Annotated in this window: 19 protein-coding genes; 12 read left to right on the forward strand and 7 right to left on the reverse strand. The window is 36.4% G+C overall.

The features are described 5' to 3' along the window. Positions 1-20 precede the first annotated feature (20 nt). From gyrA to dnaA, 6 genes are all read right to left on the reverse strand, one after another. The gene (gene gyrA, locus HW423_RS02450; protein WP_218930363.1) at positions 21-2,636 is read right to left on the reverse strand and encodes a DNA gyrase subunit A; all 2,616 of its coding nucleotides are present in this window, start codon (positions 2,634-2,636) and stop codon (positions 21-23) included. A 45-nt stretch (positions 2,637-2,681) separates the two neighbouring features. After that, positions 2,682-4,601, reverse strand: coding sequence for a DNA topoisomerase (ATP-hydrolyzing) subunit B (gyrB, locus tag HW423_RS02455; protein ID WP_218930364.1), 1,920 nt, complete (start codon positions 4,599-4,601; stop codon positions 2,682-2,684). Positions 4,602-4,604: 3 nt separating this feature from the next. Then, the gene (gene recF, locus HW423_RS02460; protein WP_218930365.1) at positions 4,605-5,726 is read right to left on the reverse strand and encodes a DNA replication/repair protein RecF; all 1,122 of its coding nucleotides are present in this window, start codon (positions 5,724-5,726) and stop codon (positions 4,605-4,607) included. Further along, positions 5,726-5,953, reverse strand: coding sequence for a S4 domain-containing protein YaaA (yaaA, locus tag HW423_RS02465; RefSeq protein WP_138403764.1), 228 nt, complete (start codon positions 5,951-5,953; stop codon positions 5,726-5,728). Before yaaA ends, recF begins: the two co-directional genes overlap by 1 nt. A gap of 375 nt (positions 5,954-6,328) precedes the next feature. Beyond that, positions 6,329-7,477 (reverse strand): DNA polymerase III subunit beta, encoded by a 1,149-nt coding sequence (dnaN, locus tag HW423_RS02470; protein WP_218930366.1) that lies wholly within the window; start codon positions 7,475-7,477, stop codon positions 6,329-6,331. A gap of 172 nt (positions 7,478-7,649) precedes the next feature. Further along, positions 7,650-8,987, reverse strand: coding sequence for a chromosomal replication initiator protein DnaA (gene dnaA, locus HW423_RS02475; protein WP_218930367.1), 1,338 nt, complete (start codon positions 8,985-8,987; stop codon positions 7,650-7,652). A 537-nt stretch (positions 8,988-9,524) separates the two neighbouring features. Between dnaA and rpmH the strand changes: the two genes are divergently transcribed. The 4 genes from rpmH to jag all read left to right on the forward strand — a co-directional run bounded on the left by rpmH (position 9,525) and on the right by jag (position 12,038). Further along, entirely contained in the window at positions 9,525-9,662 is a 138-nt protein-coding gene (gene rpmH / locus HW423_RS02480; protein WP_138403767.1) for a 50S ribosomal protein L34, read from the forward strand. A gap of 180 nt (positions 9,663-9,842) precedes the next feature. Further along, entirely contained in the window at positions 9,843-10,208 is a 366-nt protein-coding gene (rnpA, locus tag HW423_RS02485) for a ribonuclease P protein component (RefSeq protein WP_218930368.1), read from the forward strand. Between the two features lie 9 nt (positions 10,209-10,217). Further along, complete coding sequence (locus HW423_RS02490; protein ID WP_218930369.1) at positions 10,218-11,054, forward strand: YidC/Oxa1 family membrane protein insertase; 837 nt, start codon at positions 10,218-10,220, stop codon at positions 11,052-11,054. Between the two features lie 21 nt (positions 11,055-11,075). After that, positions 11,076-12,038: an RNA-binding cell elongation regulator Jag/EloR gene (jag, locus tag HW423_RS02495; RefSeq protein ID WP_218930370.1), complete on the forward strand. Its 963-nt coding sequence runs from the start codon at positions 11,076-11,078 to the stop codon at positions 12,036-12,038. 42 nt (positions 12,039-12,080) lie between these two features. Here the strand turns inward: jag and HW423_RS02500 are convergent, their stop codons facing one another. Then, the gene (locus tag HW423_RS02500; RefSeq protein ID WP_218930371.1) at positions 12,081-12,911 is read right to left on the reverse strand and encodes a glycosyltransferase family 8 protein; all 831 of its coding nucleotides are present in this window, start codon (positions 12,909-12,911) and stop codon (positions 12,081-12,083) included. 250 nt (positions 12,912-13,161) lie between these two features. On the opposite strand from HW423_RS02500, the gene HW423_RS02505 reads away from it, so the two are divergent. From HW423_RS02505 to HW423_RS02540, 8 genes are all read left to right on the forward strand, one after another. After that, positions 13,162-14,478, forward strand: a complete 1,317-nt coding sequence (locus HW423_RS02505) for an ABC transporter substrate-binding protein (RefSeq protein ID WP_235956242.1) — start codon at positions 13,162-13,164, stop codon at positions 14,476-14,478. Between the two features lie 82 nt (positions 14,479-14,560). Continuing rightward, the gene (locus HW423_RS02510; RefSeq protein WP_218930373.1) at positions 14,561-15,445 is read left to right on the forward strand and encodes a carbohydrate ABC transporter permease; all 885 of its coding nucleotides are present in this window, start codon (positions 14,561-14,563) and stop codon (positions 15,443-15,445) included. Continuing rightward, positions 15,445-16,305: a carbohydrate ABC transporter permease gene (locus tag HW423_RS02515; RefSeq protein ID WP_218930374.1), complete on the forward strand. Its 861-nt coding sequence runs from the start codon at positions 15,445-15,447 to the stop codon at positions 16,303-16,305. The genes HW423_RS02510 and HW423_RS02515 overlap by 1 nt, the downstream gene beginning before the upstream one ends. 24 nt (positions 16,306-16,329) lie before the next feature. Further along, positions 16,330-17,460 carry an ABC transporter ATP-binding protein gene (locus tag HW423_RS02520; protein ID WP_218930375.1) on the forward strand — a complete coding sequence of 377 codons (1,131 nt, stop codon included), beginning with the start codon at positions 16,330-16,332 and terminating at the stop codon, positions 17,458-17,460. 3 nt (positions 17,461-17,463) lie between these two features. Next, a complete protein-coding gene (locus tag HW423_RS02525) occupies positions 17,464-18,198 on the forward strand; it encodes a glycerophosphodiester phosphodiesterase (RefSeq protein ID WP_218930376.1) in 735 nt (244 codons plus the stop codon). 138 nt (positions 18,199-18,336) lie between these two features. After that, the gene (locus tag HW423_RS02530; protein ID WP_218930377.1) at positions 18,337-18,717 is read left to right on the forward strand and encodes a GntR family transcriptional regulator; all 381 of its coding nucleotides are present in this window, start codon (positions 18,337-18,339) and stop codon (positions 18,715-18,717) included. Then, positions 18,704-19,390: an ABC transporter ATP-binding protein gene (locus HW423_RS02535; RefSeq protein WP_218930378.1), complete on the forward strand. Its 687-nt coding sequence runs from the start codon at positions 18,704-18,706 to the stop codon at positions 19,388-19,390. The genes HW423_RS02530 and HW423_RS02535 overlap by 14 nt, the downstream gene beginning before the upstream one ends. Then, positions 19,390-20,184: a hypothetical protein gene (locus HW423_RS02540; RefSeq protein ID WP_218930379.1), complete on the forward strand. Its 795-nt coding sequence runs from the start codon at positions 19,390-19,392 to the stop codon at positions 20,182-20,184. The genes HW423_RS02535 and HW423_RS02540 overlap by 1 nt, the downstream gene beginning before the upstream one ends. Positions 20,185-20,188: the final 4 nt, after the last annotated feature.

Below are 20,188 nucleotides of genomic sequence, written 5' to 3' on the forward strand. Positions count from 1 at the left end.
GTCGCTTCTTTGTTCATTTTTTATTCGTTATCTTCTTCAAACTCTTCTTCAGTATCTTCTACTGCTTCTGAAATTCTTTCTGATAATTCTTCATTCAGTTCAACATCTTCGGAAGTTACTGACTCACGGTCAACTTTGACGTCATCAATGTGTTCAATGACCTCTTCCTCTGTAACAACTTCTTCAGCTGCTGGAATCGTAGCGATCGAACTAACAATAGCATCGTCATCTAATCGAATCATACGAACACCAAGGGTAGCACGAGATGTTTGGGAAATCCCACCAACGTTTGATCTTATTACAACACCTTGATCAGTAATAATCATCAAGTCTTCATCACCTTTAACAGTCACGATACCTGCTAATTTACCACTCTTCTCAGAGATATTGGACGTTTTCACTCCAAGACCTCCACGATTTTTAGGTGTATATTCCGAAGCAGGTGTTCGTTTACCATAACCATTTTCAGTTACAACTAAGACTTCGTGCTCATCACTCAATACGTCAGATCCAACAACATAATCGTCATCACGTAATTTAATACCACGGACACCTGTGGCAGTACGCCCCATCACACGAACATCACTTTCATTGAAAGTCATCGCGTTTCCGTTATGTGTTCCGATAATAATGTTGTGTTCACCCGTTGTTTCCATAACATTGACTAATTCATCGCCTTCTTTTAAGTTAATTGCGATTAATCCATTTTGACGAATATTATAATAATCTGATGATTCAGTACGTTTTGCTGTACCACTTCGCGTTACAAAGAATAAGTAACTATCAGATTGACCAGATTCTTCGGTTGATTTATTCACTGAAATAATTTGTTTCACTACTTCTCCAGTACCAAGACTAATTAAGTTTACGATTGGTAAACCTTTTGCCTGACGTCCGTATTCTGGAATATCGTACCCTTTAAGGCTGAATACGCGTCCGAGGTTCGTAAAGAATAATAGGGTATCATGGGTTGAAGCTGAGACAAGTGTTTGAATTTCATCGTTATCTCCTAAGCCCATACCTTTAACACCACGTCCACCACGGTTTTGAACTTGGAATTCATCTTGAGTCATTCGCTTCACATATCCGTTAGCAGTTAAAGTGATTAATACATCTTCTTCATCGATTAAATCTTCGTCATCGATGTTCATTAATTCCCCAATTTGTAATTCCGTTCGACGTTCATCGCCAAAACGTGTTTTTAAATCTGTTAATTCATCTTCAATAATTTCAAACATACGCTCTTGGTTACTTAAAATCTCAGTTAAGCGTTCAATCAATGCGAGTAAATCATTGTGTTCTTTCTCAATTTTTTCACGTTCTAAGCCAGTTAAACGAACTAAACGCATATCGAGTATTGCTTGTGCTTGGACATCTGTAAGTCCGTAATTTTCGATTAATTGTGTTTTAGCTGTCTCACCATCACGAGACGAACGGATAATCGTAATAATTTCATCAATATGATCTAAAGCAATCAATAATCCTTGTAAGATATGGTCACGATTTTCTGCTTTACGTTTCTCGAATTCAGTTCTACGACGAATCACTTCAATTTGATGATCTAAATACTTATCAAGAATATCTTTAATACCTAGGACTTTAGGTACGCCACCGTCAATCGCAAGCATATTAAAACCAAATGACACTTGCATTGGAGTGTATTTGTAAAGGTTATTCAAGACAACACTGGCAGAAACATCACGTCTTACTTCAATAACCACACGTGTCCCTTCACGCGCAGACTCGTCGTTAGCATAAGTAATACCTTCAATTCGTTTTTCACGCGCTAATTCAGCAATACGTTTAACTAAATTCGCTTTATTTACTCCATAGGGTAATTCTGAAACAATAATACGTTCACGATCATTACCAATGGGTTCAATATCTACTTTTGAACGGATAATGATTTTCCCTTTACCTGTTTTGTAGGCTTTACGAATACCTGATTTCCCCATAACAATACCACCCGTTGGGAAATCTGGACCTGGAATGTGTTCCATAATTTCTTCGACAGTAATTTCTGGATTGTGCATTAGCGCAATCACACCATCAATGACTTCACCTAAATTATGTGGCGGAATATTTGTTGCCATCCCAACAGCAATACCAGCCGCACCGTTTACCAACAGGTTAGGGAAACGAGCAGGTAATACTACGGGTTCTTTTTCTTCTTGAGAATAGTTTTCTTGAAAATCAATAGTATCTTTATTAATATCACGAAGCATTTCTAAGGCAATTTTCGACATACGTGCTTCCGTATAACGCATTGCCGCTGCTCCGTCACCATCGACTGAACCAAAGTTCCCGTGTCCATCCACGAGTAATTGACGGTAACTAAATGGTTGTGCCATACGTACCATCGCTTCATAGATTGCTGAGTCCCCATGGGGGTGATATTTCCCCATAACATCCCCAACAATACGTGCAGATTTCTTATGTGGTTTATCAGGGGTAACCCCTAATTCATTCATCCCATATAAAATACGGCGCTGAACGGGTTTTAATCCATCACGTACATCTGGAAGTGCACGTGAGACAATAACACTCATTGCATAGTCAAGAAATGACGTTCGCATTTCATCTGGAAGATTAATTGATTCAAATTCGCGGTGATTATCTCCGAAAATTTCACTCATATATTTATTCCTTTCTGTTTATGAGACATAGATATCTAATAGCTATTAAGTATCTAAGTTTTGTACATAAACGGCATTTTCTTCAATAAATTCACGACGTGGTGGAACTTCGTCCCCCATAAGCATTTCCATAACATCATTTGCAATCTCAGCATCGTCAATCGTTACACGTAGTAAGCGACGATTTTCTGGATTCATTGTTGTATCCCACAGTTGCTCGTAGTCCATCTCTCCAAGACCTTTATAGCGTTGTAGAGAGTAACGCGCATCTGAATTTTCTGCTTGCCATTTACGTAATTGTTCGTCCGTATCTAAGTACAGTTCTTTTTTACCTTGTTTAATTTGGTATAGAGGTGGTTGAGCGATATAAATATAGCCCGCTTCTAATAAAGGACGCATATAACGGAAAATTAAAGTTAATAGTAGCGTACGAATATGTGCACCATCGACATCCGCATCGGTCATCAGAATTAATTTATGATAACGTGCTTTTGATACATCAAATTCAGCACCGAAACCTGTTCCCATTGCCGTAAATAATGAACGGATTTCTTCATTGTTTAAGATACGATCCATTGACGCTTTTTCAACGTTAAGAATTTTACCACGAATGGGTAAAATTGCTTGATACATTCTTGAACGCCCTTGTTTCGCTGATCCACCGGCAGAGTCACCCTCCACGATAAATAATTCACTTTTTTCTGGATCACGACTTGAACAGTCAGCTAACTTACCTGGTAAGTTAGCAATTTCTAAGCCAGATTTCTTACGTGTCATTTCACGGGCACGTTTTGCAGCGTTTCTTGCGCGTGAAGCTAAAATACCTTTTTCGATAATGATTTTAGCTACTTTTGGATTTTCTAATAAGAAAGATTCGTAATTAGACGAGAAAAGACGGTCTGTAATTGTACGAACTTCAGAGTTACCAAGTTTCGTCTTTGTTTGTCCCTCAAATTGTGGGTCCGGATGTTTAACAGACAATACAATAGTTAAACCTTCTCGAGTATCATCTCCAGATAAATTAGCATCTGAGTCTTTTAGTAAGTTATTTGAACGTGCATAATCATTGATGACACGCGTTAATCCAGCTTTTAACCCAGATTCATGTGTTCCACCTTCGTGGGTATGAATATTATTAGCAAAAGATAGAATTTTAGTTGCGTAATCGGTTGTATATTGTAAAGCAATCTCAACTTGAATCCCGTCAGATTCACCTTCTAAGTAAATTGGTTTCTCATGTAAAACTTGCTTATCTTCATTGATATATTCAACAAAACTTTGAATACCACCTTCGTAGAAGAAACTATCTGATTCTTCACGCTCTTCACGTTTATCTTCTAGACTAATACGTAAACCTTTATTTAAGAAAGCTAATTCACGAATACGTTCTTTTAAGATATTGTATTTAAAGTCCGTTGTATCAGTAAAAATCGTAGGATCGGCTTTAAAGTTTACTTTTGTTCCTGTATGTTCAGATGCCCCGACGATTTCCAATTCTTTGGCGATATTCCCGCGTTCAAATTCTTCACGGTATACTTTACCATTACGTGAAACTTCAACATATAAGTGAGTAGACAGCGCGTTTACGACTGCTGCACCTACGCCGTGAAGTCCTCCGGAAACTTTATAACCGCCACCACCGAATTTACCTCCTGAGTGAAGCATCGTAAAGACGGTCTCAACAGCGGGACGACCCGTTTTTTCTTGAGTATCTACTGGAATTCCACGACCATTATCGGTAACTGTAATTGAATTATCCGCTTCGATAACGACTTCGATATGATCACTATAACCTGCAAGTGCCTCGTCAATTGAATTATCAACGATTTCCCACACTAAGTGGTGTAAACCATCAATACTTGTCGTTCCTATGTACATACCCGGACGCTTTCGAACCGCTTCAAGACCTTCAAGGACTTGAATCTGATTCGCGTCATAGTTTTGTTCATTAATATTATCTGGCATGTTCTACTCTCCTTCTTCGGTAATCTGCCCATCTTCAACATACAAGATTTGTGCATGTTCTAATTGTGTCAGGTTTAACCCTTTAATTGTAGCTGTAGTCAGGAATGTTTGAACTTTCCCTTCAATCTGGCTCATTAATATATGTTGTCGATTATCATCTAATTCAGATAAGACATCATCCAATAGTAAAATTGGATATTCTCCAATCCGATTATTTAGCCATTCAATCTCAGCTAACTTCAAAGATAGGACAATTGTTCTTTGCTGTCCTTGCGATGCGAAGTTTTGTGCATCTTTTTCATTCAATGCAAAATACAAATCATCACGATGCGGCCCATAAGCGGTAACGCCCCGTTCTTTTTCTCTTTCTAGAGAATTCTCATATAAACGATGGAATTGTTGGTCAAGTGTATCTAATTGCTCATAATCTAACTTCGATGTACTGCTCTTATATTCCAAACTCAAAATATCACGTTGATTTGAAAGTGACTTATGAATAGGGCGAGCAAGTTCATCAAGAGCTTCTACAAATTCAATTCGATAAGTAATGATTTCAACCGCTTTTTCGATAAGTTGGTCCGTAATCACATCAAAATAAACTTGATCAAATTGTTTTTTGTAGCCATTCTCTTTTAAATAGCGATTGCGCTGCTTTAAAATGCGATTGTAATCAAGAAGTGCTTGTAGATAAACTGGATGGGATTGACCCAACTCAGAATCTAAAAATTTGCGTCTCAAACTAGGAGAACCTTTGATTAACTGAAGATCCTCCGGTGCGAATAAGACGACATTTAATTTTCCAATAAAATGACTTAGCTTTGCTTGTTCAATATAGTTTACCTTAGCAATTTTACCTTTAGGGCCAAAAGACAGTGACAAAGGAAAGTCATAATTTTTGGTTTCAATTGTCGCTTCAACTTGAGCGTAAGATTCACCCCAACGAATTAACTCATTATCATGGTTGGTCCGATGACTTTTTGCCATGGATAACAAAAAAATCGCCTCAAGGAGATTGGTTTTTCCTTGGGCATTTTCACCAGTTAAAATCGTTAAGCCGTCATTAAATGTTAAGTCAAGCAATTCATAATTACGATAATTTTTTAGTTGTAGTTGCTTTACTTTCATTAATCTCTATTTTTAATGAATACTTTTACTTCCTCGTGAGGGAATTCGATGACATCGCCTTCGCGTAATTTACGTCCACGGCGTTGTTCCTCTTCATCATTTACATAGACAAAATATTCACTTAAATACCATTTTGCCATTCCACCACTTTGGATAATATCAGTAATTTTTAAAACTTGACCTAAAGTTACATACTCCGTCGTAATTTCTATGACACGTTCATCCATTTTTTATCACCCAATCAGCATATTTATTCTCTTATATTATACCTTTAAATCGGCTAAACATCAAATTTAATAGCTATTTTTACGTCATTTTAGCATTTAAATACATTATTAGGTAGAAAAGCTTATTTTTTAACATTTACCCAAAACCGGCTATTTTTTGTATTTATGGAAAATGACCGATTTGGCAACTAATTTTAAAATAATTCTTCACGCTTAGAAAAGTTATGCACATGGGGATAACTTTTCTAAGGGAGACTACTTATTTTCGCAACAGTTCATTATAACTTAGTTGCTCGTTTCAGACAACTTAATATAAAAGAAACTCCTAATCTTACTAACCGCTTGGGTTAGATAAGACAGGAGCTCATTTCAATATTAGTGCGTACGAATTGGTGTTAATAATTGCAGTAATTCATTGTTAGGTGTTTCACTTTTCTCAAGAGCCGAAATTAATAAAGGACGGACACTTGAAGTAAAGCCAATATTAATGTCGACACCACTAAATGAGCGTAAAGCATCTTTCATATAATCAGGGTTAAATGAAATTTTAATTGGTTCACCTGTGATTGACTTGGCACTGATTGATTCATTCGCGGAACCTAAACTGCTTCCTTGAACAGATAAATCAATGTTGTCATCCGTAATGTCTAATTGAACGACATTATTTTTACCCTGATGTGACATTAGACTTGCACGGTCAATCGCATGTAGGAATTGATCTGCGTTTAAGACAATTTCAGTCGTATGTGACGTAGGTAATAAACGATCTGTATCAGGATAATTCCCTTCAAGTAAACGAGAATAAATTGTTAAGTTATCAATTAAGAAGATAACTTGTTGTTCTGTCACAATCATTTCAATCATTTGATCATCTTGAACAATCCGTTCTAATTCATTCAATGTTTTCTTAGGTATTGTGATTGCTTCAAAGTTAGCTTGATCCGTTGTAAATTCAACAGGGATTTGGCGACGACTTAGTCGGTGACTATCTGTAGCAACACCTGTAATGTGACCTTCGTTCATCATTAAGTGAACCCCTGTTAAGACAGGACGGCTTTCTTGATTTGATGCTGAGAAGATTGTTTGACTAATTAATTCTTTAAATAATACCGTTGGTAAGTTGATCTTACGATCGGATTCAATCTCAGGTAAGCGAGGGTATGATTGTCCATCTGTACCGTTCAATGAGAAAATCGCTTCTCCTGAAGTAGCTGTTAATATGAATTGCTCATTTGTTTCGATCGTCACTTTAGTTGTAGGTAGTTTTCGTACAATATCATTAAAAATTCTAGCTGTTACAACGATACTACCAGTTTCTTCAATTTCTAAACCTAAAGAATCATCTTGTACTGATAAGAAACTTTCAATAGATATCTCAGCGTCAGAACCAATTAAAGTAATACCTTCTTTTGTCGCTGTAATTTTTATACCAGTTAAAATAGGGATTGTTGCTTTCGAGGGAATTGCTCGAGATACGTCAATTAATTGTGCAGTAAATGCTGCTCTTCCAATAGTAAATTTCATATCGTCACTCCTTATATATATATTATATATTAATAAATAAGTAATAGTAGTAGTAGGGGCTGTTAATTCTGTGCATAATCATTATTGATGCATGAATGTAAGCCAAAATGCTTGTTCGTCAACATGTGCATAAGTCCAGAGTTCAGTCACAACTTATACACATGTTAATAATTTATCTTTGAAGTCTTTGTTTCAATTGATTGATTTCATTCTTCAATTGAATGTCTGTTTCAATCTCATCTGTGATTTTCTCATAGGCATGAATGACGGTTGTATGATTTTTATTCCCAAAGTATTCTCCGATTTTAGGGAAAGACATTTCCGTTAATTCACGTGTTAGATACATCGCTACTTGGCGCGGGAAGACAATATTTTTAGTTCGTTTTTTACCACGAATGTCTTCAGGGGTGATTTGATAATAGCGACTGACGTAATCAATAACTTCATCAGGTGTTAGAGGCTTCGCTTCGCCTTTATTAATGATATTATGTAAGGCAGAGGCAGCAAGTTCGGTATCAATTTCTTTTCCTTGAATGGCTGCATAAGCAATCACTCGCACTAAAGCACCTTCTAATTCACGAATGTTGGTGTCGACGTTATTGGCGATATACGTTAATGTATCAGGGCTCACATCTAGTTGCTCACTAGACGCTTTTTTACGAAGAATCGCAATCCGTGTCTCCAAATCCGGTGGAGTAATGTCCGTGGATAAACCCCATTTAAAGCGACTTATTAAACGTTCTTCCAAATTTGTAATGTTGTTCGGTAGACGATCACTCGTTAGAACAATTTGCTTATTATTATTATAAAGCTCATTAAATGTATGGAAAAACTCTTCTTGAGTTTTATCTTTCTTAGATAAAAACTGAATGTCATCTATTAATAGAACATCAATTTCACGGTACATACTTCTAAACTCTGCTTGGGACCCATCACGAATCGCTGTAATAAAGTCATTCATGAAAGATTCACTGGTAGAGTATTTTATTCTTGCTGAGGGTTGTTTACGTTTAATCTCATTACCAATAGCTTGCATTAAGTGTGTTTTACCTAAACCAACGCCTCCGTATATTAATAGAGGATTGTAGGTTTTACCTGGCGAATCAACGACCGCTAAAGCCGCTCCATTAGCCATCTTATTACCTTCACCGATAACAAATGTCTCAAACACGTAATTTGGGTTTAACTGTGATTCTGAGAATTCACCTGTGTCTTCGACCTCAGGTACGGCTTTCTTAGCTTGATTCGATTCACGTTGATCTTCAGGTACGATTACAAAAGTCGGTGTATATTCTAAACCATACACTTCAAGACTAAACTGAATGACGTAACCAGATAGATGTCTTTCCCAATAGTTTTTGGTTAGAGCATTTGGTACAGCTAAAGTGATAGTCTGATCTCCAATTCGAGTTGGATAGACTGGTGCAACCCAATTATCGAATGATTGATCGGACAGGCGTTCACTTATATAGTGCTGGCAATCCCTCCAAAATTTTTCTTTTTCTTCCATTAGATTCAATTCCTCTCAATTACCGAAAACAAATTTCATCATATAATTATAAGTAAAATAATTTTAGCATATTATGAGTTTTCCACAAGCTATAAAAACAAAAACAAGTTATGCACTCATGCACATTTGAGTTATCAACAGGTCAAAAAGAACTGTGCATAAGTAGCTTGAAGTAGAGTTATCAACACCCAGTTGTGGATAAGTTATACTCAATACTTGCCTATCTTATCACATTCTAAAAAGTTATGCACTAAATCTGAGTGAAATTATACACACAATAAACACCTTGTTGATATGTTCATAACTCAAAGAAAAACTTGTGGATAAAAAATATAAATTTTAATTTATGCACAAGGTATAATTAGCTGTGGATAAGTTTGTTTATAAGTTTCAGTGTTTATGTTAAAATGTATATTGTAAAATAAAAGTAGATAGAATTTATTTGAAAAAATAATTAATTAAGAACTTGACAATCTTCCCTTACTTCTATAAAATATTTGAGTATTGTACACATATTGCATTTAGGAGGTGTATACCATGACAAAAAGAACTTATCAACCAAAGAAACGTAAACGTAGTAGAGTACATGGATTCCGTAAGAGAATGAGTACTAAAAACGGCCGTAATGTTTTAAAAAGACGTCGTCTAAAAGGACGTAAGAAAATATCAGCATAATAATAATGATATTTATTGCAAGCATTCATCTAATTTCGCGAAAAGATCGTTGGATTAGATGAATGCTTGTTTTTTTGTATTAATATAGATGAAACGACAGAAACCGTTTTTCTTTTAGTAGAAAATTCGCTATAATGAAAGACAGTGAATGTCAAGAATTTAGATGAATGAGGGAAGTTTGTGAGAAAAGAATATCGTGTAAAAAAAGAATATGAGTTTCAACGGGCATTTCGTGAAGGGGAATCAGTAGCCAATCGGCAGTTAGTGCTTTATGTTTATCCGAAACCTGAACAAGCACATTTTCGTGTCGGATTATCGGTTGGTAAGAAGATTGGGAATGCGGTTGAAAGAAATCAAGTTAAGCGCTACATTCGACAAGCTTTGTTAGAATTAGAGCCTGCGATACAATCAGATATCGATTTTCTTTTGATCGCACGAAAAGATATTCAAACAAAGACTTTTCACGAAGTAAAAAGCTCGATTATTCACGTTATGAATATAGCGGGGATTCTTGATAAAAAGAATCCAATAATAAATAAAAAGTAGGAGGCGTCAATGAAAAAATATAATAAATGGCTCAAAGTCTTAGTATTAGTAGGTTTTGTAGTTTTTCTGACAGCGTGTGGTTCCACACGAGAGGCAGTCAATGCTGAAAGTACTGGTTTATGGGATCGTTATATTATTTATAATTTATCTCAACTGATTCTATGGTTATCTAATTTATTTGGTGGTAGCTATCCTTTGGGTATTGCAGTCTTTACGATAATTATTCGTGCATTATTACTACCATTATTCCAAATGCAAATTAAAACACAGCGCAAAACACAAGAGCTGCAACCGGAATTAGATGCAATTAAAGCGAAATATCCTAACAAAGACCGTGCTTCAATAGAAGCAATGCAAGAAGAGCAACAAGCTTTAATGCAAGACCGCGGTGTAAATCAATTTGCTGGATGTTTACCAATGTTAATTCAACTACCAGTAATGATGGCACTTTATCAAGCAATCTTAAGAACAGAAGAATTACGTCAAGGTAACTTCTTATGGATGAACTTAGGTCAACCTGACCCATACTTCGTCTTACCTGTCATTGCTGCTCTATTAACATTTGCAACAACTTACTTCTCAATGAAGAGTAATCCAGTGCAAAATACTATGACGAAAAGTATGACATTTGTTTCACCATTAATGATCTTATTAATTGGTTTCACACTACCAAGTGCGATTGCTATATACTGGGTAATTTCAAATGCCTTTACACTAGCTCAAACATTTATCTTTAATAATCCATACAAGATTATTGCTGAGCGTGAAGCAAAAGCAGAAGCTGAAAAAGAAAAACAACGAGAATTAAAACGTCAATTAAGACGTGCCACTAGTAAAAAGAAATAGAAGTCTCGAAAGGAAGATACGATGTTAGAACACAGTACAACTGTTAGAGCTGAGACGGTTGATAAAGCAATCGAAAAAGGATTAGCCGAACTGAACATCTCACGTTCTGAAGCAGAAATTCATGTTATTAGTGAAGGTAAAAAAGGATTATTTGGTTTTGGTAAGCAAGATGCCATTGTTGAAGTAACAGCGAAAAATGAGTTATCATTATCAGAAATTACTGAACAATTGGAAGAAGAGCAAAAAGTAAAATCAGATACAACAGAGACTCCCGTTGAAGCCGAACCGATGGTTGTTGAAGTTGACGAAGAAATTAAAATCACTGAAGTGAAAGAACAACCTAAAGAAAAAGTTGCTCCAAAATCAGAAGTGGTTGAAGCAAAAGCGGTTGAAGAAACTGCGACTGGAGAACCAGTTAAAAAAGAAGTGAAAAAAACTCAACCAAAACCTTCTTTAGAACCTAAAAAAGAAGTAAAAGCTGAAGCAGTAACTGAATCAAAATCAGATGAAGACGACCAACAAGAGACATTCACAATTGAAGAAGCAAGTCAGAAAGTGGCAGTCTACATTCAAGAAGTGATTCAATCCTACGGTGCGCAAGCTGATGTTGAGTTTGAAATATCACGTTCACAAGTGATGTTTAATATTGAAACAGATAAATCAGGCTTAGTTATTGGTAAGCATGGTAAAATCATCAATTCCCTTCAGATTTTATCGCAAACTTACTTCCAAAGCTTATACCGTCGCCGCACATCTATTCTATTGAACGTGGGTGATTACCGTGATCGTCGCGCAAGTGTCCTGAGACAAATTGCTCAACGAACGGCAGATGAAGTGTTAGAGACGAAACAAACCGTAATCTTAGATCCTTTACCAGCATATGAACGTAAGCAAATTCACGCGCATTTAGCAAGAATTGATCGAATTAAAACACATTCAGAAGGTAAAGAACCAAATCGTTATTTAGTAGTAGAATATAAATAAGTGAATTCACACAAAAAAGCTAGGACTTCGGTCCTAGCTTTTTTATTTGGAGGTGATTTTATTAGTTACACGCTTCATTTGAGAGTAGTAATGCTTGTAAAGTACAGAGAATTTACTTCGTTCACTTTCATTCCAAGGTTTATTTTTACCACAAAAGTGTAAGATAACGGTATTATCCATAATCCAATCATAGGAAATCTCTTTTTGACTCATTATTTCATAAAGAAAAGGTAATCTTGAATCAAAATTATATAATTCATCAGGTAGAGGTAAGATTTGGTCTCCATATAGACCATTTAGTACATCTTGATCGGGCATAAGCAAGAACTCATGATTTTCCTTTATGAAATTATAGATGGTTTCACTTTTCACTTCTTGTCGAATCAAAGTTAAATTCATCAGTAGAACACCGGAATTAAAATAGCTTTTCAATTCACGATTACCTAAGCGTAGACGGTTTATAGTATCCGTTACTTCTAAACGAGTATGGCTAGACGCTGCATAGAGATAATCATTAATATTTTGATTGTATAACAAGGATAAATCATTAATACACAAAACATCAGCATCTAAATATAGAATCTTATCAAGATCTGAAGGAAGAAATTCATGGGCTAGCAATCTATAATAGATTGATTCGGGCCATCTTTCACTAGCGGGAGCGTTTTGGAATATATTCTTACCGATAATAATTGGCTTATATTCCATTTGTAGTTGCTGGCAAAATTTATGAATTAACTTGTTATCTTTTAATTCTTCTTTTTGAAGTACATAGACAACATACGCTTCTTCTTTTGTATTATTTCTAATGGAAAATAAGGTAGTAAGGAGTGGTTCCGTAAAATTATCAGAAATTGAAAATAATAGATTCATCTTAAAAGCCTCCATTTTTACTGTTGAATCGATTATACCAAAATTAGAGCAAGTTGGATATGAAGGAATAGTTATTATAAAGTTCGATACAATAAGATGCCTTAACATTAAATTTACATAAATTTTACAAAGAAAGACCAATCTTTACAGAGTATTTACGTTAAATTAATATCCACTTTGTATGATAAGAGTCGGAAATGAATGCAGGTTTATTGCGTTTCTAAAATTAATTATAAGGAGGAATTGTATCTTGAATACAATTAAAAAAGTTTTTGCATTTATTATTTTAGCCATATTATTTGTGGGTAACTTAGGATTAACTGCAACAGGTGTTTATGCTCAGGAGCCTGTAGAATTAGTTTTCTGGCATGGAATGGGTGGTAATGCTGGTGAAGCTTTACAAGCTTTAGTAGACGAATTTAACGAATCTCAAGATGGAGTGACTGTTAATGCACAATATCAAGGAACTTATGATGAGACGTTAACAAAATTACGCTCATCTGCTTCAGGTTCTGAAGTAGAGGCAGATATTGTACAAGTATTCGAATTAGGAACAACATTCATGATTGATTCTGGATTAACTGTTCCAGTTCAAGAATTCATCGATTCAAGTGGTTACGACATCTCTCAAATCGAACCAAACTTAGCTGCATACTATACAATTGATGATCAATTAAATTCTATGCCATTCAACTCTTCAACTCCAATTATGTACTATAACGCTGACATTTTTGAAGCAGCAGGTATTGAAGAAGCACCTAGTTCTTTAGCAGAAATCATTGAAATTTCACCACAATTACAAGAAGCTGGAGCAGCAATGCCAATCTCTCTACGAATCTACGGTTGGTATTTAGAACAATGGTTCTCTAAACAAGAAGAAGATATCTATGACAACGGTAATGGACGTGAAGGCGCGCCAACTGAAACTGTATTCGTTGAAAACGGAGCAATGGAAAAAACTATCTCTAAATGGGTAGAAGGTATGGAAGCTGGAGCAATCCCTAACGTAGGACGTACAGGTGGACAACCTGAATTCGTAGCTGGACAATCAGCAATTACAATTGGTTCTACTGCAAGTTTACGTCAAATCTTAACAGAAGTTGACGGACGTTTTGAAGTAGGTACTGCTTACTTCCCAGGTGTTGACGAAGAAGACCAAGGTGGCGTTTCAATCGGTGGAGCTTCATTATGGATGATCGAATCTGGTGACGACGCTAAGAAACAAGCAACTTGGGAATTCATTGAATTCTTAATTTCACCAGAATCACAAGCGAAATGGAACCGTGATACAGGATACTTCCCAATCACAACAGCAACTCACGAAGAGCAAGTATTCTTAGATAACTTAGCTGAGTTCCCACAATTCCAAACAGCGATTGACCAATTACATGAGTCAACTCCTGAATCACAAGGTGCATTATCTGGTGTGAACCAAGAAGCACGTCAAATCTATGAAACTGAATTAGAAAATGTATTAAATGGTGCAGCAGATCCAGCTAGTGCAGTGCAATCAATGGCTGACCAAGTGAATGCAGCTTTAGAAAACTATAACGCTGCTAACCAATAATTGTTGAACTATCAAGAGGCTGGGGATATACCAATTTGGTATGCCCAGCCTTTCTTTTATTTAAAAAGTATAGGGGATTAATATGGAGCAAGTGAAAATTATTAAAGAAGAAAGGTCCTTGGTTGATCGCATAAAAGGGTATGGTTATTTATTACCTGCAATCGTTATTTTATGTTTATTTATGTTCTGGCCTTTTATACAAACTATCTATAGAAGTTCGTTCTTAACTAACAATATGGGTGAGAATGCTCAGTTCTTAGAATTAGGTAACTATCAAGAATTATTAACATCAAGTAGTTTCTGGAATAGTGTTCTTGTAACATTACACTTCGTACTGATCGTGGTAGTTGTGGGTGTATCCATTGGATTCTTAACAGCTCTACTTTGTCAGAAGACTTTCCCAGGTATCAAATTCTTTAGTACAAGTTATGCGATGCCAATGGCGATTGCATCTGCAGGGATGGCCATGATTTTCCAAGTCATGTTGAATCCGACGGTAGGGATTGTGAACCGTGTCTTAGGTACTTTTACTAATTATCTAGCAACACCCGATACAGCCTTATTAGCAGTAGGTATCCTAACAGGTTGGTTAAATAGTGGGATGAATTTCTTATATTTTTCATCAGGACTTGCAAGTATCGATGAGTCATTATATGAGAGTGGATCTATTGATGGAGCTAATGGCTTACAAAAATTTTTATTTATCACTTTACCTTCTCTTAAGCCAACTTTATTCTTTGTCATTGTGACGAATGTTATCAATGCTTTCCAAGGTTTCGGACAGATTAATATCTTAACTAAAGGTGGACCGGGTCAATCAACTAACGTAATTGTTTACGATATCTATCGTAATGCCTTCATGAACTATCGTTATGGCTTTGCCTCAGCAGAGTCGGTTGTTTTATTCGTTATCGTTATGGTACTCACCATTATCATGTTCCGATTCAGAAAGGGGGCTAATAACTAATGCAAGCTACATCAAATTCTATTGAGAAGAAATATATTCGTCGTCAACGCATAGGACGTATTGCTTTAGTGGGATTAAATATTATCGCGTGGTTATTCACCATGTTCCCATTAATCTATGCTTTCTTAATGGCTATTAAGCCAGCCGGGGAATTATATGATCCTAGTAGTATCCTATTCCCGCAGAATCCGACATTGACTAACTTTGTGGATGTGTTTGATATTGCACCGATTGGTCGTTATATTACTAATTCTTTAATCGTAGCAGTATCCATTACCTTATTACAGATTACGACGTCTGTCTTAGCCGCTTTTGCCTTTAGATTTTTGAAATTCAAAGGAAAAGGCATTGTCTATGGTCTCATCTTATCAACGATGATGATTCCTGGTGAAGCGGTGATTATCTCGCAATTTTTAATGGTTTCTAGCTGGGGAATTACAGATTCGTTAATCGTATTAATTATTCCTTTTGTAGTCTCTGCTTTTAATATTTTCTTATGTGTACAAGCTTTAGAGAATTTCCCGTATGAAGTCTATGAGTCAGCTAAGATTGATGGCTGTAGTGATGTTCGCTTTGCTTTCACTATGGTTCTTCCGTTAATTAAACCAACCATTGGTGCGATGGCCGTACAATCCTTCTTATCTGGATGGAATATGTATATGTGGCCACTCTTAGTAACGAATAATGATGCCAACAGAACGGTACAGATTGGTATCTCTATGTTGAACAGTGTCGACTCACAATCAATGGTATTGATGGTTGCCGGAGTTGTTATCTGTATGATTCCAAGTTTAGCCATATTCATTGTCGGACAACGTAATATGGTTAAGGGATTAACTTCTGGAGCTGTTAAAGGATAATCATTTTTAAGGAGAAAGTTAATAATGGCAAAATTACAATTAAAAAAAGTAGCTAAAATCTATGAAGATGGCTATAAAGCAGTGAAAAATATTGATCTAGACATAGAAGATAAGGAATTCATCGTCTTAGTAGGTCCTTCAGGATGTGGAAAGTCTACGACTCTTCGAATGATTGCGGGTCTAGAAGGAATCTCTGAAGGTGAGATGTATATTGGTGATACATTAGTCAATAATATTCCTCCTAAAGAGCGAGATATCGCGATGGTATTCCAATCCTATGCCTTATATCCTCATATGACCGTACGTGATAACATTGCCTTTGCCTTGCGTATGGCGGGTGTGAATAAGCAAGAACGATATAAGCGTGTTGATGAAGTCGCAAGTGTATTACAATTATCTGAATTATTGGATAAGAAGCCAGGAGCTTTATCAGGGGGTCAACGTCAACGTGTGGCGCTAGGTCGTGCCATGGTTCGTAATCCTAAAATATTCTTATTAGATGAGCCATTATCTAACTTAGATGCAAAATTACGTGTCACCATGCGTTCTGAGATAGTTAGCTTACACCGTAAGCTACAAACAACTTTTGTCTATGTAACTCATGACCAGACTGAAGCAATGACAATGGGAACGCGTATTGCGGTGATGAGTGTTGGGAACGTTGAACAATTCGATACACCAGCTAACCTTTACTTTAACCCTGCCAATGTCTTTGTGGCAGAATTCATCGGAAGCCCACAGATGAATATGTTAGAAGGTAGATTAGTCAAAGAAGCTAGTGATGTCTTCTTCACAACCACAGACAAAAAAATCCACCTATCTCAAGAATTAGTTGACCGTATTCATGTTGATTTTCAAGGTCAAGAAGTCTTACTAGGTATTCGTCCAGAGAATATTCACTATCAAGCTACTGCAGAAGACGAGAATACCGTGACTGTCCTTGCTAAGAATGTAGAACAAATCGGTTCAGATACCTTTGTTTATTTCGACCTAGAATCTGCCAAACGTGAATGTGCAGCCAGATTCAACCCACCACGTATGGTTCCAATTGAGACTGAGATACACATTTCACTTGATTTAACGAGAGCTTTATTGTTTGATAAAGAGAGCCAACAAACAATTCTTACTGCATGTTCAGTAGAAGGAGTCCTATAAGATATGAGTAAAATAATTGCACACCGCGGTTATAGCGGAAGATTCCCTGAGAACACTATGCTCGCTTTTACTAAAGCTGTAGAATACGGTGCTCAAGGGATTGAATTAGATATTCAATTAACTAAAGATAAAGAAATTGTAATCTGTCATGATGAAAAAATTGATCGTACATCGAATGCCCTAGGCTTCATCACGAATCTGACTTTAGAAGAACTAAAAACGTATGAATTCCGTAATGGGATGGAAGACTTAGAAGATGAGGGTTCAGAAAATATTAAGATACCCACTTTAGTTGAGTTCTTAGACTGGTTCCAGACAACCGATATTATGGTCAATATTGAACTGAAGACATCTTACTTTGCTTATGATGAGATGGCAGGCATTGCCGTAGACTTAGTGAAAGAACGTGGCTTAGAAGACCGTGTTATCTTCTCTTCTTTCAATCATTTCTCAATTCAAGCGATTAAAGAAATCGATTCGAACATAGCATGTGGTTTCTTAACAGTAGCTAACATATTGAATCCAGGACAATACTGCAAAAAATATGGGGTGGAACATTATCATCCTATGTTCGTCTCAGCTCTTTTAAACCCTGAGATAGTGAAGGAATGTAAAGACCTTAATGTAGGCATTAATGCCTACACAGCCAATGAAAGAGAACATATTCAAGCCTTATTAGACTTAGGCATTGAAGGAATTATTACCAATGAAGTCGAATTAGCCATGACGTTAGTTTAATAGAGTGACTTTCCATATCCTGATAAACTCCTCAAAGGTTTATCAGGATTTTTTGTTGACATCTAACTGTATTACTAATATAATACACTTGTGAATTGTATTAAGTGGATAATACACTGTTAGGAAGGAGGCTAGACCATGGAATTTGATAAACGGTCCCCCATATATGAGCAATTGAAGCATCATTATAAGCAAATCATTGTGGCGGGAGACTATAAGGCGGGGGATAAGCTCCCTTCGCGTAGAGAGATTGCCCAAGAGTTAAAGATTAACCCTAATACCGTTCAGAGAGCCTTGAAGGAACTTGAAGAGGAGGAGATTATTGTGTCAGAGCCAAATGTACCAAGTACTGTAACGATGAATACAGAAGTGATTGAAAAGTTGAAACAAAGCATGTTACATGATGCGATGGTCCAGTTCTATGATGCGATTCAACCTCTTGGGATTGAAGCCCATGAACTATTAGCCTCTTTAGGGGAATATATTGAGGAAAGGAGTGGTATAGATGATAGAGATTAAAGGAGTAAGTCGGTCTTTCGGTAAGAAAGAGGTATTGAAGGATGTGTCCTTTACTATCAACAAACGAGAGATTACGTGCTTGGTCGGGGAGAATGGGTCAGGAAAGACTACCTTAATGAATCTCTTAATGAAGTTATTGCCTAATGATTCAGGTGAATTCTTAATCGATGGCCAAGCGATTCGCTTCCAAGACTTCAACCGTATCTCCTATATTCCAGATCAGATTATTGTCTTGAAGCATATGACCATTCAACAAGCGCTTGATTTTATGGCAACCTATTACACTTCATTCAATCCTAAACGGGCGGATGAAATGATTGAATTCTTCCATCTGAACCGCCATGATCAGATTGGTCGCTTATCCAAAGGGAATATTGCCAAGGTCAACTTATTATTAGGTCTGTCCTTAGATACAGACTACGTTATTATGGATGAACCTTTCTCTGGTATTGATATTCTTACGCGTGAAGAGATTGCTAGTGTCTTTACTTCTAAGATTATTGAAGGGCGAGGTGTTCTCATATCAACCCACGAGATTAATGATATTGAGATGTTAATTGACAAAGTCGTTATGTTAAAAGATGGCCATGTGGTGAATGAATTCTATCCAGAATCAGTCCGTTTTGAAGAAGGGCATAGTATTGTGGATAAGATGCGGGAGGTGTATAGATAATGAAATTCTTAAACTTATTAACTGATGAGTTGAGACGCGCTCGTATATTCTATGGCCTACTCATGATTAGTGTGCTTTTAGTCCAAGCTTTCAATATCGGTAATATGATAATAAGAAACCGTCAGATTGTTCGTGAAGGTCATCCTGTAGCACTTTATTTAACAGATTTTTTTGATTCATCTGGTTTATATCCGATGGTTATTGGAGGAGCAGCCTTTGCTTTAATCTTATATGCTGTTATTATCTGGTTACGTGAATGGTATTTTCAAGGAAATTATATGTACCGCTTACTTATCTTACCTGGGAACCGAGCACCGATTGCTTTTGCTAAAGTAGCAACCATATTACTGCTGATGTCGGGCCTACTCTTGTTACAGTTAGGGATTTTCTATGTAACCCATTGGATTCTTCAGATGGTGTTCCAAGATAATTACTTAGGATTAGGGGTTCTTCTTCAGATAGCTCAACAATTTACTATAAGTTATATCTTATTTCCGCTTCATCCTTTGACAGCCCTATTCAACTATGGCTTTGGGATTTGTTTCTTATTAGTCTTGATGAATAACTGTATCTTGATCTTTAGTTATAAAGGTCATGGATTACTTAAGACAATAGGTCTGACTTTGGTCTATGATGTAATCATGTTAGCTTTATTGATAGGATTCTTCCTATCGATTCGCAATCCATTGACTACTACAGAAGTGACAACAATGGTTATCGTATTCCTAGTCGGCTATCTAATCATCCATAGTGGATGGATGTATTGGCTCATGAATTATTACATTAGTATATAGGAGG

It is taken from the genome of Ruoffia halotolerans (assembly GCF_014049385.1).
Taxonomy (GTDB): Bacteria; Bacillota; Bacilli; order Lactobacillales; family Aerococcaceae; genus Ruoffia; species Ruoffia halotolerans.

Excerpts from the sequence above, each read along its gene's own strand:
- HW423_RS02515 (WP_218930374.1), top strand. The coding sequence starts at position 15,445 with ATGCAAGCTACATCAAATTCTATTGAGAAGAAATATATTCGTCGTCAA.
- HW423_RS02500 (WP_218930371.1), bottom strand. The coding sequence starts at position 12,911 with ATGAATCTATTATTTTCAATTTCTGATAATTTTACGGAACCACTCCTT.
- HW423_RS02535 (WP_218930378.1), top strand. The coding sequence starts at position 18,704 with ATGATAGAGATTAAAGGAGTAAGTCGGTCTTTCGGTAAGAAAGAGGTA.
- gyrB (WP_218930364.1), bottom strand. The coding sequence starts at position 4,601 with ATGCCAGATAATATTAATGAACAAAACTATGACGCGAATCAGATTCAA.
- jag (WP_218930370.1), top strand. The coding sequence starts at position 11,076 with ATGTTAGAACACAGTACAACTGTTAGAGCTGAGACGGTTGATAAAGCA.
- HW423_RS02490 (WP_218930369.1), top strand. The coding sequence starts at position 10,218 with ATGAAAAAATATAATAAATGGCTCAAAGTCTTAGTATTAGTAGGTTTT.
- HW423_RS02525 (WP_218930376.1), top strand. The coding sequence starts at position 17,464 with ATGAGTAAAATAATTGCACACCGCGGTTATAGCGGAAGATTCCCTGAG.
- rpmH (WP_138403767.1), top strand. The coding sequence starts at position 9,525 with ATGACAAAAAGAACTTATCAACCAAAGAAACGTAAACGTAGTAGAGTA.
- HW423_RS02540 (WP_218930379.1), top strand. The coding sequence starts at position 19,390 with ATGAAATTCTTAAACTTATTAACTGATGAGTTGAGACGCGCTCGTATA.
- HW423_RS02510 (WP_218930373.1), top strand. The coding sequence starts at position 14,561 with ATGGAGCAAGTGAAAATTATTAAAGAAGAAAGGTCCTTGGTTGATCGC.
- HW423_RS02520 (WP_218930375.1), top strand. The coding sequence starts at position 16,330 with ATGGCAAAATTACAATTAAAAAAAGTAGCTAAAATCTATGAAGATGGC.
- dnaA (WP_218930367.1), bottom strand. The coding sequence starts at position 8,987 with ATGGAAGAAAAAGAAAAATTTTGGAGGGATTGCCAGCACTATATAAGT.
- HW423_RS02530 (WP_218930377.1), top strand. The coding sequence starts at position 18,337 with ATGGAATTTGATAAACGGTCCCCCATATATGAGCAATTGAAGCATCAT.
- gyrA (WP_218930363.1), bottom strand. The coding sequence starts at position 2,636 with ATGAGTGAAATTTTCGGAGATAATCACCGCGAATTTGAATCAATTAAT.
- recF (WP_218930365.1), bottom strand. The coding sequence starts at position 5,726 with ATGAAAGTAAAGCAACTACAACTAAAAAATTATCGTAATTATGAATTG.
- dnaN (WP_218930366.1), bottom strand. The coding sequence starts at position 7,477 with ATGAAATTTACTATTGGAAGAGCAGCATTTACTGCACAATTAATTGAC.
- yaaA (WP_138403764.1), bottom strand. The coding sequence starts at position 5,953 with ATGGATGAACGTGTCATAGAAATTACGACGGAGTATGTAACTTTAGGT.